The 12574-nt window shown below is 55.7% G+C and carries 13 protein-coding genes and 1 pseudogene; 3 read left to right on the plus strand and 11 right to left on the minus strand.

The genetic code is table 11. The annotated features are described in order from the left end of the window. Positions 1-6: 6 nt before the first annotated feature. Positions 7-186 (minus strand): hypothetical protein, encoded by a 180-nt coding sequence (locus AC06G5_RS15245; protein ID WP_111286479.1) that lies wholly within the window; start codon positions 184-186, stop codon positions 7-9. Positions 187-334: 148 nt separating this feature from the next. On the opposite strand from AC06G5_RS15245, the gene AC06G5_RS15250 reads away from it, so the two are divergent. Further along, positions 335-1063 carry a Crp/Fnr family transcriptional regulator gene (locus AC06G5_RS15250; RefSeq protein ID WP_480457346.1) on the plus strand — a complete coding sequence of 243 codons (729 nt, stop codon included), beginning with the start codon at positions 335-337 and terminating at the stop codon, positions 1061-1063. 142 nt (positions 1064-1205) lie between these two features. Here AC06G5_RS15250 and AC06G5_RS15255 read toward each other — a convergent pair whose 3' ends face one another. From AC06G5_RS15255 to AC06G5_RS15275, 5 genes are all read right to left on the minus strand, one after another. Beyond that, positions 1206-1643, minus strand: coding sequence for an Lrp/AsnC family transcriptional regulator (locus AC06G5_RS15255; RefSeq protein WP_480457348.1), 438 nt, complete (start codon positions 1641-1643; stop codon positions 1206-1208). Then, entirely contained in the window at positions 1640-3028 is a 1389-nt protein-coding gene (thrC, locus tag AC06G5_RS15260; protein WP_480457351.1) for a threonine synthase, read from the minus strand. The genes AC06G5_RS15255 and thrC overlap by 4 nt, the downstream gene beginning before the upstream one ends. A gap of 18 nt (positions 3029-3046) precedes the next feature. Beyond that, the gene (locus tag AC06G5_RS15265) at positions 3047-3937 is read right to left on the minus strand and encodes a LysR substrate-binding domain-containing protein (RefSeq protein ID WP_480457353.1); all 891 of its coding nucleotides are present in this window, start codon (positions 3935-3937) and stop codon (positions 3047-3049) included. Positions 3938-3988: 51 nt separating this feature from the next. Then, positions 3989-5425 carry an amino acid permease gene (locus AC06G5_RS15270; RefSeq protein WP_480459891.1) on the minus strand — a complete coding sequence of 479 codons (1437 nt, stop codon included), beginning with the start codon at positions 5423-5425 and terminating at the stop codon, positions 3989-3991. A 137-nt stretch (positions 5426-5562) separates the two neighbouring features. Then, the gene (locus tag AC06G5_RS15275; protein ID WP_480457355.1) at positions 5563-6831 is read right to left on the minus strand and encodes a cystathionine gamma-synthase family protein; all 1269 of its coding nucleotides are present in this window, start codon (positions 6829-6831) and stop codon (positions 5563-5565) included. A 176-nt stretch (positions 6832-7007) separates the two neighbouring features. On the opposite strand from AC06G5_RS15275, the pseudogene AC06G5_RS15280 reads away from it, so the two are divergent. After that, positions 7008-7241, plus strand: a pseudogene (locus AC06G5_RS15280) (transposase domain-containing protein); the annotation flags it as partial. Between the two features lie 475 nt (positions 7242-7716). On the opposite strand, the gene AC06G5_RS15285 reads toward AC06G5_RS15280, so the two are convergent. The 5 genes from AC06G5_RS15285 to AC06G5_RS15305 form a co-directional block, all read right to left on the minus strand. Then, on the minus strand, positions 7717-8388 hold the full coding sequence (locus tag AC06G5_RS15285) for a methionine ABC transporter permease (protein ID WP_413424256.1): 672 nt from the start codon (positions 8386-8388) through the stop codon (positions 7717-7719). Next, the gene (locus tag AC06G5_RS15290) at positions 8385-9365 is read right to left on the minus strand and encodes a methionine ABC transporter ATP-binding protein (protein WP_413424254.1); all 981 of its coding nucleotides are present in this window, start codon (positions 9363-9365) and stop codon (positions 8385-8387) included. The genes AC06G5_RS15285 and AC06G5_RS15290 overlap by 4 nt, the downstream gene beginning before the upstream one ends. Next, positions 9362-10186, minus strand: a complete 825-nt coding sequence (locus AC06G5_RS15295) for a MetQ/NlpA family ABC transporter substrate-binding protein (RefSeq protein WP_413424252.1) — start codon at positions 10184-10186, stop codon at positions 9362-9364. The genes AC06G5_RS15290 and AC06G5_RS15295 overlap by 4 nt, the downstream gene beginning before the upstream one ends. Positions 10187-10237: 51 nt before the next feature. Then, entirely contained in the window at positions 10238-11251 is a 1014-nt protein-coding gene (locus AC06G5_RS15300; protein WP_480457358.1) for an isopenicillin N synthase family dioxygenase, read from the minus strand. Positions 11252-11392: 141 nt separating this feature from the next. Continuing rightward, a complete protein-coding gene (locus AC06G5_RS15305; RefSeq protein WP_413424248.1) occupies positions 11393-11572 on the minus strand; it encodes a hypothetical protein in 180 nt (59 codons plus the stop codon). Positions 11573-11696: 124 nt separating this feature from the next. Between AC06G5_RS15305 and AC06G5_RS15310 the strand changes: the two genes are divergently transcribed. Next, entirely contained in the window at positions 11697-12509 is an 813-nt protein-coding gene (locus tag AC06G5_RS15310) for an AraC family transcriptional regulator (RefSeq protein ID WP_413424246.1), read from the plus strand. Positions 12510-12574: the final 65 nt, after the last annotated feature.

The raw sequence follows: 12574 nt of genomic DNA on the forward strand, positions 1-12574 counted from the left end.
CTGGATTCAGACAGGAAAACTCGGGCCTTGGTGGTGCGGCTGCATGGCCTCACCCAGCTTGGTGTGTACCGGCTGGTTGGCAGACTGGCCAGGCTTGTAATGAAGGGGGACCGGCATGTTCTGTGGCTGTTTCGCAGTGGGCTTGCCGGGACCCTGGCGAAGATTCGGGTCAATGTGCTTGCTCATGACAACCTCCAACGTTTGGCGCTGCAGATGCAGCGTCGTGCCCTTGAGCATCGCAGATTGCCGGGCTTGCTTCAGTGCGTTGCCCCGCATAGTGCGCTTTGGAGTAACCTGTCCCGATCAGGGTATTCGCCCTTGAACGGTGGCTGATATGTTTGCTGTACCCAAGCCACAACAGAACTACCTCCTGGCGGCGCTTCCCGCGCAAGCGCTGGAACGCCTGCTGCCCCACCTCGAACCGGTCGAACTGCCACTTGGCAAAGTGCTCTATGAGTCCGGCGGCGCCCTACGGCATGTCTACTTCCCCACCGACGCGATCGTGTCGCTGTTATATGTGATGGAGAACGGCGCCTCGGCCGAGATTTCAGTTGTCGGCAATGAAGGCTTGATTGGTGTTGCAGTGTTCATGGGCGGTGAAAGCACGCCGAGTCGGGCCGTTGTGCAAAGTGCCGGGCATGCTTTGCGGTTACCCGGCCAGCAGCTCAAGGACGAGTTCAACCGCCATGAAGAGATGCTTCTGCTCATGCTGCGTTACACCCAGGCACTGATCACGCAAATGGCCCAGACTGCGGTGTGCAACCGCCACCACTCCATCGACCAGCAACTGTGCCGCTGGTTGCTGTTGTCGCTCGATCGCCTGCAAGGCAATGAACTGACCATGACCCAGGAATTGATCGCCAACATGCTTGGTGTACGCCGGGAAGGCGTGACCGACGCCGCCGGCAAGCTACAGCGCTTGGGTGTTATCGAATACAGTCGGGGACACATCAAGATCCTGGACAGGGCTCGGCTCGAGGATCTGAGTTGCGAATGCTACGCCGTGGTTAGAAGAGAAACCGAACGACTGCTGCCTTACTTTCCATTGCGACGTGACTCATGAAGATGTCCGAAGGGCAGCTTTGGGTCGTTTTTTGACTATCGCCACCGGCAGCAATGGGTCGTTCTCTGACAGTGAAGACTACAAAGCGTGCTGGTCAAGTCCGATGCAAATGGCTGGTCAGGTCAATGCAGTTACTCAGCTGTCAAAACACCGCAGAAAGGACGAACGATGTCACGGTGTTTTCCACCCCAGGCATGGCCGCGATTTCCTTCCACACGAGATGGACACGTTCAGGTGTAGCGGCATTCACACGCAGCATTAAATCGAACTCACCACTGAGTACTTCACATTGCATGACTTCGGGAATGGAGCGCAGCGCAGTCAGGACTTCTTCGCCACGCATGCGGTCGTAGCGGTAGACAAAGATCACCGCGCTGATAAGCGATGTAGGCCGCCGCGACTCACCGAGAAGTACCGTATAGCCCTGGATCGCACCGTCGCGCTCAAGACGCTCGATGCGCTGGCGCACCGCATTGCGCGACAAGTTGATCTTGGCACCCAGTTCGATATGGGCTATTCGCGCATTAGCAGTAAGTTCGGCCAGTATGCGTTCGTCCAACGGATCGAGAATGCGCTTCATGCAGGCCTCTGCTGCGCCAGACGAAGAGCCTGGCACAGACCGTCCAGATCGCCCTTGGCCAGGTACGGTGGTTGCGCGCGCACCTCGACAGTGCTCGGAGTGCTTGCTTGCCAGACGCCCAGCTCGGCCAACAGCGCCGCCGACTTGGCCGGCGCAATTTGCCCGAAGGTGACCATCGGCGCGCCCAGGCTGCGTCGATGAAGTCGGCCGGCCAGTACACCGACAGCGGTGTGAGGATCGATGGCCGAGCCTGTCTCTCGGAACAGCTCGACTACTTCATCGCGCACCTGGGATTCGTCTACCGCATAGGAATCGAAGAGTACCCGTGCACGCAGCCATTGCTGATTGCCGATGCTCATTTCTCCGCAACTTTCAAAATGCTCCATCAGCGCTTTTGTTGAGCAGCCATCGTGCTCGTAAATTTCCCAGATAAACCGCTCCAGGTTGGAAAACAGCGAGAAGTCCATCGCCGGCGACACTGTTCGATTAGTCATCCGGGTGGAGTAGCGATTGCAATGAAAAAACTGGTGCAGGGCATCATTGCTGTTGGTGGAAATGATCACCTGATTGATGGGTAATCCCATTTTCTGCGCAATGTAACCGGCGTAGATCTCGGCCGAACTGGCAGCTGGAACACTAAAGCCAACGGGACGCGAGCCACCGCCCAGTTGCAAAGCCGCGTGGAAGTAAAAAACGATCTGGGCCAGGACGCCGATCCAATTGGTCGAGTTGAAACAGACCGGCAACACTCCGTCCAACGGCCACTCACGCAAGAGTCTGGAGACCAGCGTCTGGCAATCATCGAAATTACCGTCAACCGGAAACAGCTGAACCCGCTGCGGGTCGGCTGCCTGCAAGGCACTGAGTTGCTCAGGCGCAAGCCCATCGCGCGGATACAGTATCGCCATGCGGGCGGCCGGGCAGTTAGCAAAGGCTTCAAGCGCCGCGACGCCGGTATCACCGTTAGTTGCACCGACCACCAACGCTTCTTTACCGACTTCATCCAGAAAATGTTCGACCAGGCGCGACTGCAATTGCGCGGCGAAATCCTTGGAAGAACGGGTCGGGCCATGAAACAGCTGGAGTATCCACTCGTTATGCCCGATCTGCTCAAGTGGCGTAATAGCTCGGTGCTTGAATTGTTGATAGCTGTCACTGAGCAAGGCACGCAGGGTGCTTTCGTCTATGGAAGAGCCAACAAAAGGCGAAACCACTCGCCAAACCAACTCATCAAACGGCAGCCACGACCAGCTGGCAATCTGTTTCTCGGTGAAGACAGGCAAACTGGCCGGGACATAGAGACCACCATTTTCGGCGAGCCCCGACAGAACCACACTGCGAAAATCAGCACGCATGTCGCCGCCGCGAGTGCTTACATAATGCATGACAACTCCAAATCAGTTTTACAAAAGGCGATGGGCTTGAGCCACCAGCCAGGTAGAAAAATTTGCGGCATCAGGCGATAGCACTTTGTTCTGTTCGTGCACCAGATAAAAGGATTCGCTTGCCTCGATTCGGTGATTGAATGGCGCAATCAATTGCCCACTCTTAAGCAAATCCTCGACCACGGAAGACCGTGCCAGCGCAACGCCCTGCCCCAATTCGGCCATGCGGATCGTGGAAATCAGCGTGTCAAACTGGAGGCCACGGGAGTAGTCGACGTCGTCTGCTCCAACTCGCTTCAACCAGTAACCCCAACCTTCTTCGTACCCCAGCACATGAAGCAGAGAATGGTTCATCAAGTCGCGAGGCTCATGTATGGGTGAGCTGGCCATGAGCTCCGGGGAGCAAACAGGCTGAAGGATGTCCCAAGTCAATCGCTGAGCGTGCAAGCCCGACCACTCACCGCATCCCCAGCGAATCTCCAGGTCATCCTCGCCGTCCGGTTCTTTCACCCAAATATTGCTGATATATCGAATATCGATCTGGGGATACTCCCGACAAAAATCTGCGAGTCGGGGGGCCAACCAATAGTGAAGAAAGGAAAGGCTGCCGCGCACCTTCAAATGTCTTCGATTGTGCTGGCCGAAAATCTCGTTTGTGCCGACTGCCAGGCGACTGATCGCGTCTTGTACGACAGGCAGGTACGACTGCCCTTCCTCGGTCAAGCCAAGCCCTCGAGGTAAGCGCTTGAACAGCGCCACACCGAGGTGACTTTCCAACTGACGGATCTGCTGACTCACAGCCCCTTGAGTCAAATGGAGCTCATCCGCCGCGTGGGTAAAGTTTAAATAACGCGCCGATACTTCGAATGCCCTCAACCAGTTCAAGGGTGGTAGTGACTTTTGACTCATCGGCGCAACCTCATCAGGAATTTATCTATGCTCAATCATTGCCTGAGAAATTCACGCGGTGCTAGAGGAATGAGCAGCTGCGGCTAAAGCCAACCGCTCTGCTCTCTTGTTACGAGTGATCCAGTAAACGAAATAACACCACGCGATAAAGGGGAGACCGAAGTAAAGCGCCACTCGCTGCTCAGGATCAAAAGCGATACCCACACAGGCCAGCAGACAACACAACAGTGCACCGATAGGCACCCATGGGTAGCCACGCACACGGAAATGCAGGTCTTCAACTCGTCCGCCATTAGCGACGTATTGACGACGGAACGCGATCTGGCTTGCAGCAATGCTCATCCACACGACTACGACCGCCAGCCCGGAAATGGACACCAAGGCCAAGTAAACCGTATCAGGGGCAAACACACTGCTGAGCAGAGAAGCCACTGCACCCGCCATACTAAGCACGAGGGCGTTCACCGGTGTGCCCCGACTGGAGAGCCTGGCGTAGCGTTTAGGCATATGTCCTTGATCGCTCAATGTCCAGAGCATGCGCGATGCGGCATAGAGCCCCGAGTTAGCGGCGGAAATCAGTGCCGTGAGAATGACGAAGTTCATAATGTCGGCAGAGTATGGGATGCCAATCAGCTCAAACACCATGACGAACGGACTTTCCACGAGCCCCGCTTGTTCTCGTGGCAGTAACGTCGCAAGGACGAAAATTGTCCCCACGAAGAACAGCGCCAAACGTACCACTGTCGTGCGGATTGCCTTGGGCACGCTAGTTTGTGGGTCTTGCGCTTCACCTGCCGCAATCCCGATCAGCTCAGTTCCGGAAAATGCGAAGGAAACAGCTAGTAGAGTCATTGCAATGGGTAAGAACCCGGTGGGGAAAAGCCCTTCACGTGTGAAGTTGGATAGTCCCGCACCCTGCAAACTCTGTACTTGAAAAAGACCGAAAATTGCCGCTCCGCCGATCACAATGAACGTGATAACGGTCAGAACCTTAATCAGCGAAAGCCAAAACTCAGTCTCCGCAAACAACCGAACAGAGACCACATTACTTAAGAAGACTGCAATGGCAAACAGCGCACTCCAAATCCAGACCGGTGTATCAGGAAACCACCGAACCATCAGTATGCCCGCAGCTGTAAACTCTGAACCGATAGCTACTGCCCAAGTGAGCCAGTAAAGCCAGGCCACTGTATAGCCTGTGCCTGGGCCCAGGTATCGCGTCGCGTAGCTACTGAAAGATCCGGTTTCTGGCATCTGTACAGCCAACTCACCGAGACAGACCATGACTAAATACACCATCACTGCACCGATGATGTAAGCGATCACTGCACCGAGCGGCCCTGCCTGATTAACCGTGTAACCGGAGGTAAGGAATAACCCCGTACCGATCACTCCGCCCAGAGCCAACATCACGATGTGACGGGTTTGCATTTCCTTTTTGAAATGCGAGTTTGGATCGGGCTGATTATCTTCGATATGCGTGGACATAGTTTTATTCTCATGAAATGTGCGGACAAGCGTCCTTGTAACTGGCTTTTGGGCAGTACAATTTTGTTGTCGCTGGATTTTATTATTTTCATTCTTCATGAAGGGCTTAAGATGAATATCGAAAGTCCTGCCCGTATTCAGGCTCCTACCTCAATGAAACGTTGGGCACTGTCAGCGTTAAGGCTTGCATCACCTTGTTTACTTCGCACTAAAGCGAAGGCTTGTTTTAGGTCAGCCAATAAATCTGCTGAATCTTCAATACCTACGGACACTCGAACCAAACCTTCGGAAATTCCAAGTGCCTGACGTTCTTCCAAAGTATTTTCCACGTGACTGGTCGTCCGAGCCGGACCATAGATGGTCTCGACAGCGCCCAAATTACCCGCCCGATGCGCATATCTGAGCAGCGGCAGCAAACGAGTCACTGTGTCCATGCCTCCTTTCAGCACGAAGCTGACGATGGCTCCGAATCCGTGCATTTGCGAACGAGCGATGTCATGACCTGGATGTTGAGGCAACCCCGGATAGTTCACAGACTCGACCAGCGGCTCGGTACAGAGGTACTCGGCCAAAAGCTTCGCGCTTGCCTGTTGCTGGCGAAGGCGCAAAGCCAGAGTCTTGATGCCTCGGATGATTAGATACGCCGAAAAAGGATCCAGCGAGGCACCATTGATTTCGCGGTAATGGCGAACTTGAGACATCAAATGCTCGGCGCCGCAAACCAGGCCGCCGAGTACATCCCCATGACCGGACAGGAACTTGGTCGCGCTGTGCACAACCACATCAACGCCTAAAGCGAGCGGATTCTGATTCAGAGGCGTCGCGAATGTATTGTCTGCAACAACCAAAGCACCCACTCGCTTCGCCGCTGCCACAAGGCGTCGAATATCAACGATTTTCAGTGTTGGGTTCGTGGGTGTTTCCAGGTACAGGACGCTGCAGCCTTTAGCGATCTCCTGCTCAAGCGCCACAGTATCGAGCGTATCGCAGAGGGCTACCTCCACACCCATGCGTGGAAGAAACTCCTCGAAAATTTTGTTCGTACCACCGTAGCTGTCGCGTGTAGATATCACACGCTGCCCATTGGATAGGAAGGTGTATAGTACACCGCTGATTGCGGCCATTCCGGTACTGAAAGCTACAGCCGACTCTGCGTTTTCGAGCTCACAGAGTTTATCTTCCAGGACAGAGACAGTGGGATTGCTCATCCGGCTGTAAATGAAGCCGGGCTCCTTCCCCAATGCCACGTCATACCACTTATCGATATCGTCATAGCCATAGGCGGCACTGACCACGATGGGTGTCTGGGTCGCATTGTAGGGATGTTGAACCTGCTCTCCTCCCCATACGACTCGAGTCCCCATCCCAACCTCTGAAGCCTGGACGGCGCGTTTCTTGTTTTCCATAAAGTTGTCTCGCATCAAGGGAAACACAACCGTGTTCCAAGTGGGCTTGGGAGGACTATATGGAAGGCTCATGCTTGTGAAAAATCATGATATCCGGGAGTAAGGGGTGCTTTTTTTAATGGCTGGATGCGAGTGACAGAGTGTCAAACCGTTACTGGCTGAGAAGTCCTCACCAACTATTTGCTGGATCGCTACGCAGCGGAAAACGGGCGGCGGCAATCATGCTGATCCAGTCGGCGAACATGAATGGGCATGATTCGTATGCCTATCTCAAAGATGTGCCGATGCGCCTTCCGACGCAGCGGGCGAGTGAGATCGAAGCGCTTCTACCTCATAAATGGAGCGAATCACAGCCGGACTGGATTGGTGAGCGCTACGTCCCGAATAGGGCCATTCCAAGCGATGGGTGAGAGTAGGAATACTACGATGAGGAAAGCTACCTGGGACAGGTAGAACGGCTCCAGCCACTGTTGCTTCAATGCGACGTAAAAAGTGTTATGGGTTACGTCGACAAAAATAATCGCTACCGTAAGCACGATTCCGGCTCTTGGCTTGATGAAAAGTAGCAGTGCTGCAAGCGGGTCAAAAAACGTAAGCGCCCCCCAGAAAATACGGCTGGCCAAGTAAGTGCCAGGCCCGTATCCGTAGTCCCAGAGCAATCCATGCGAAAGGTCTGCACGGATGTGATTAGCGGTTGCGACTAAAAGGCAGTATGCGAACAAAATTCTGACGGCGAATGACAATCCTGGCATAGCGTTATCTACATTCGTGATCTACGCCCTGCATGATATCGGGATCGACCAACGGCGCCAGCAGTTGCAATGGGAGCGAGTCCAGTGAAGCCTGGTCATGTCGCCCAGCTGCACAGCTGGATTCCGAAAGAAGTCATCGTCGATGAGCCAATGAGCTCACCAGCCGATCACCAAGGCTTTGCACGCTCTGAACCAGAATCACCAGCACCACCACGGTCGCAACCATCACCTGGTTATTGAAACGCTGGTAACCGTAGCGAATCGCCAGGTCTCCGAGCCCGCCTCCCCCGATAACCCCGGCCATGGATGAGAATCCGATCAACATCACCAGGGTCAAAGTGATGCCCGCGAGCAACGCTGGTAGTGCTTCGGGGAGCAGCACTTTAAAAATCACATGTCGAATATCACCGCCCATCGCGAGGATGGCTTCGATGCGGCCCTTATCGACTTCGTCCAGTGCGTTTTCGACAATTCGGGCAAAAAAAGGAAAGGCGCCTATCGTGATGGGCACCACGGCGGCAGTACTCCCCAACGTCGTGCCGACTACCAGACGGGTTAGCGGAATCAACGCGATCAGCATCACCACGAACGGTAACGAGCGACCAAGATTGACCAAGCCGCCCAGGCCTTTGTTGAGTCTGGGCATCGGGTACAACCCACCGCGGCGGCTGATGAACAGCAACACGCCAAGGGGCAAGCCGATCAGCAGGGTAAAAATGCCCGCCAGCAGCACCATGTACAGGGTTTCACCGGTTGCGTTCAGCACCAGTTGAACGATTTCGCTCCAGTCGATATTCCGGTTCATGAACGCTCCACCCTGACGCCACGCCGCTTGAGAAAGTCAACCACCCGCGTCAGGTTCAGCTCCTCACCGGGCTGCCGAAAAGCCACGCGTAACCGCCCTACCCTGCGCCCTCCAACAGACTCGACGCCACTGGCCAGCAGGTTCAACTCCACGCCCTGTTGTTGCACCAACTCCTTGAGCACCGGCGTGGCCAGCAGATTGTCGAAAAAGCTCAAATCCAGGGTTTGTGCATCCTTGCCCAAAGGCGCGCAGTAACCCGGCAGCAGTGAACGGCCCAGGCTGGAGTCCGGGTTGTTCAACAACTGCGCGATCGGCCCCGCCTCGACCAACCGGCCATGGGCCAGTGAAGCGGCGTGATCACATATGGACTTGACCACGTCCAGCTCGTGGGTGATCAGCACGATGGTCAACCCCAGCTGCCGATTGATATCGCGCAGCAGTTCAAGAATCGAAGCCGTGGTTTCCGGGTCGAGGGCGCTGGTGGCTTCATCCGACAGCAGATAAGCCGGTCGCGCCGCCAACGCACGGGCAATGCCAACCCGTTGTTTCTGCCCACCGGACAACTGCGAAGGAAACGCCCGGGCTTTATCGCTCAAGCCCACCAGCTCCAGCAGCTCCCTGACCCGTACATGGCGCCGCGCTTTATCGACGCGCGCGATTTCCAGCGGCACCGCGATGTTGTCGAACACGTTGCGTGAATGCAGCAGGTTGAAGCCCTGGAAGATCATGCCGATGCGCTGGCGTTGTCGTCGCAGTTCGAGGTCGGACAGGGCTGTCAGGTCTTCACCGTCCAGCAGAATACGCCCGGAACTTGGTCGTTCGAGCAGATTGAGGCAACGCAGTAGCGTCGATTTCCCTGCGCCGCTGCGCCCCAGAATCCCGTAGATCGCACCGTCGGAAATGCTCAGGGACACGTTGTCCAACGCAGGTGCCTGCCCCGGCCAGTAGGTTTTGCTCAACTGCTCGACGACAATCATGGCTTGCTGGCCGCCACGGTTACCGGGTCGACCGGAATGACCGAACCGGCAAAGGTGTCGGTAATGAACTTGGCCACCTCAGGCGACGTCAGGTCTTTGGCCAGCTGTTTGATACGCGGGTCGTCCTGCAACTTTGGCGTGGTCACGAGGATATTGGCGTACGGATTGCCATCGGCCTTTTCCAGGCCCAGCGCATCTTTGGCCGGAGCCAGACCGGCGTCCAGCGCGTAGTTGCCGTTGATCACCGCAAGATCGACATCCTCCAGTGCGCGAGGAATCTGCGGCGACTCGATTTCGAGGATTTTCAGCTGCTTCGGGTTTTCGGCGATGTCCTTGGGTGTTGCCTGGTCAGTGGCCGGGTCGTTGAAACCGGCCTTGAGTTTGATCAGGCCATTGTCCTGAAGCAAGTACAGTGCGCGACTCAGGTTAGTGACGTTATTCGGCACCGCCACCGTGCCTTTTAGTGGTACCTGGTCGAAACTTTTGTGTCGGTGGGAGTAGATCCCCAACGGTTCGATATGCACCGTTGCAGCCACCGCGAAATTTTCGCCGAGGGCCTGCTCCTGAGATTTCAGATACGGCAAGTGCTGGAAGTAGTTCGCGTCCACATCACCGTGCGCCAGCAGTTCATTGGAGTTCACGCCGTTGGGGATCTCGATCACCTTGAGGTTCAACTGCGGGTCGATTTTTTGTATGTACGCCAGAATCTGCGCATGAGGCACCGGGTCTGCCGCCACGCGTAATGGTTCCAGTGCCAATGCGCTGAGAGACGCAACCAGCCCGCCCAGTACCGCCAGGGTCAATCCTGTCTTCTTGAACATGTTCGTAATCCTTGATCGAGTAAAAGGGTCAGGCGCTGAGTGCGTTGGGGATCAGTACATCCCCGTAAATCGCTGGGCAACATCGGGATGGGAGCGCAGGCGACCTTTGAGGTAGTTCCAGCCCACGTCGCGAAACAACGGATTGTCGGGATCGCTCGCCGGGCCCCGTGCTTCGCGCAACAGCTCCGGCGGCAGGGGGTAAAGCGGCACCACCGCGTCCAGTTGCGCACCGAGGAAAAAGGCGATCGACAAACGCTCACTGCCCTCGGGCGGCGACAGCACGCGATGCACGGTGGCGCGCAGATAGCCGTTGGTGGCCAGCTCCAGCAATTCACCGATGTTCACAACCAGAGTGTTGTCCCGAGGCAGCGCATCGATCCAAAGCCCCTCCTCGATTTCCACCTGCAAACCGGTTTGATGATCCTGCAGCAGAAAACTCAGGAAACCTGAATCCTTGTGCGCTCCCACGCCCTGATTGCTTTCGTCTGGCACCTGCCCCGGATACCGCATCAGCTTGATGTGCTCATTGGGCTTATCGCCGTACAACTGATCGAAAGATTCTTGCGGCAGCGACAACGCCTGGGCGAAAGCCCGGAGCAAGCGCAGCGACATTCCGGTCATGGCCTGCTGCCAATCCAGCAACAATGGCTTGAGCGCCGGCAACGCGGCTGGCCATTGATTGGGGCCTTGCAGGCGTGCCCAGTAAGGGCTGTTTTCAACCAGCGATAATGCGTCCCTTTCTGCACCCAGATCGAACTGCTCGCGTAAATCGGGTTTACCGCGAGTGATCTCCGACGCCGCGCGGTTGTAACCGCGAAAATGTGGGGAATTGATCATGCCGACGGCAGTTTTCTCGCTGTCCGGCAGCGCAAAGAATTGACGGGCATGGCTCTGCACCTGTTTCAATAAATCAGTATCAATGCCATGGCCGGTCAGGTAGAAAAAGCCCACATCCCGTGCCGCATGACGCAGATCGTCAAGAAACCCCTGACGCTGTGCCGCAGTGCCATCGAGCAATGACAGATCAAGAGTCGGTAAGGAGGTGATACCCCGTGTGTGCGCCATGTTTCACTCCATGTCTGACTGAACCTGTAATCCTTGCTTGAAGCTAAACGATCTTAAAAAGCAGTAATAAATATCTTTTTAGCATTAGCTTAGGTTCGCTTCTCAGGCGTGACGCAGGTTGTTTTTTGGACTGGTGGGTGGCTAAGGGAGGTTCATGAATGCCGCGCGTGAAAACTTCTGCCCTTTCAAAGCTGCATTCTGGTCACGCAGTACGTTGAAGCTGTGCGGGCACAGGTATTGGCTGACCTTGTCCTTGATCTCGCGGTAATCGGCCGAGCTGAGCAGGCTGTGCCGTTCCAGCAGGTGTACATCATTCAACATCGAGGGTTCTCCTGACCTGGAGTGCCTGCCATTCACCGAGCGGGCTGCCTCTTTCCGATCTTGAGATTTCTCACTACGCAGCGTATTAGTGTTTGCACCTGACTGACGCGACCCGGTGTGGCCAATGCGTGAAATCTACAGCGTCTTCAACTCCAATGGAGCCTATGAAACCGCTGCCCATGAGCATGATGAATTCATGATCATGGTGCCGGAGCATGGTTTGTTGCGATTCAAGGACGAACAAAGCGGCCGTTCAACGTCGATGGTTGACCGACAGTTCGTATTGGTCCCACCCCAGTGGAGCCATTCCTCATCGTCAATGACAGTGAGACAGGGACATGTTGCGTTCTATGTCGACCCGGATTACATGAGCTATGCCCTGCGTGATCTGTCCGGTGATGCCAACCGTTTTTTGCGAGTACCGACGTTGGGTATCTGGCACGCCTCGGCACCGCTTCATCATCTATTGCTGGCGAAAAAAGCCTTCAGTCAACCGGATCGCTACGTGGATCGGCGTAGGCAAATCACCCAGACCGACCACTTGCTGCTCCTGGAATGCCTGGCGATTTCCCTGAGCCAGCCAAGCCTGCAACGTTCTTCGACCGAACGTCATGGTGCGGCATTGGTGCGTGATGTTCAGCGCTATCTGGATGGCAATCTTGAACAGTCTCCGGGACTGGACGAGATCGCTGAAGCCTTTCATGTTTCACGACGCCACCTCACCCGCTTGTTTGCCCAACACACTGGCGAATCTGTGCTGGCCTGCGTTCAGCGCATGCGCCTGGAGCGAGTGAAGAACCTGCTGCAGCACACGCGCATGTCTGTGCTGGAGATTGCCAACAGCGTCGGCTACGAGTCCCCTTCCCACCTGGCCCATGTCTTCCGACGCGCACAGGGCTGCTCGCCTGACGAGTTTCGCCGTAACACCAACCGGTAAACCATCCCGATTATCCATGGCCCGATCTCGCGCATGATGAGGCCCGATCCCGTGCGCCCCGAGTT

The organism is Pseudomonas sp. WT-JTC, assembly GCF_056711565.1.

Excerpts from the sequence above, each read along its gene's own strand:
- AC06G5_RS15245 (WP_111286479.1), bottom strand. The coding sequence starts at position 186 with ATGAGCAAGCACATTGACCCGAATCTTCGCCAGGGTCCCGGCAAGCCC.
- AC06G5_RS15250 (WP_480457346.1), top strand. The coding sequence starts at position 335 with ATGTTTGCTGTACCCAAGCCACAACAGAACTACCTCCTGGCGGCGCTT.
- AC06G5_RS15255 (WP_480457348.1), bottom strand. The coding sequence starts at position 1,643 with ATGAAGCGCATTCTCGATCCGTTGGACGAACGCATACTGGCCGAACTT.
- thrC (WP_480457351.1), bottom strand. The coding sequence starts at position 3,028 with ATGCATTATGTAAGCACTCGCGGCGGCGACATGCGTGCTGATTTTCGC.
- AC06G5_RS15265 (WP_480457353.1), bottom strand. The coding sequence starts at position 3,937 with ATGAGTCAAAAGTCACTACCACCCTTGAACTGGTTGAGGGCATTCGAA.
- AC06G5_RS15270 (WP_480459891.1), bottom strand. The coding sequence starts at position 5,425 with ATGTCCACGCATATCGAAGATAATCAGCCCGATCCAAACTCGCATTTC.
- AC06G5_RS15275 (WP_480457355.1), bottom strand. The coding sequence starts at position 6,831 with ATGGAAAACAAGAAACGCGCCGTCCAGGCTTCAGAGGTTGGGATGGGG.
- AC06G5_RS15285 (WP_413424256.1), bottom strand. The coding sequence starts at position 8,388 with ATGAACCGGAATATCGACTGGAGCGAAATCGTTCAACTGGTGCTGAAC.
- AC06G5_RS15290 (WP_413424254.1), bottom strand. The coding sequence starts at position 9,365 with ATGATTGTCGTCGAGCAGTTGAGCAAAACCTACTGGCCGGGGCAGGCA.
- AC06G5_RS15295 (WP_413424252.1), bottom strand. The coding sequence starts at position 10,186 with ATGTTCAAGAAGACAGGATTGACCCTGGCGGTACTGGGCGGGCTGGTT.
- AC06G5_RS15300 (WP_480457358.1), bottom strand. The coding sequence starts at position 11,251 with ATGGCGCACACACGGGGTATCACCTCCTTACCGACTCTTGATCTGTCA.
- AC06G5_RS15305 (WP_413424248.1), bottom strand. The coding sequence starts at position 11,572 with ATGTTGAATGATGTACACCTGCTGGAACGGCACAGCCTGCTCAGCTCG.
- AC06G5_RS15310 (WP_413424246.1), top strand. The coding sequence starts at position 11,697 with ATGCGTGAAATCTACAGCGTCTTCAACTCCAATGGAGCCTATGAAACC.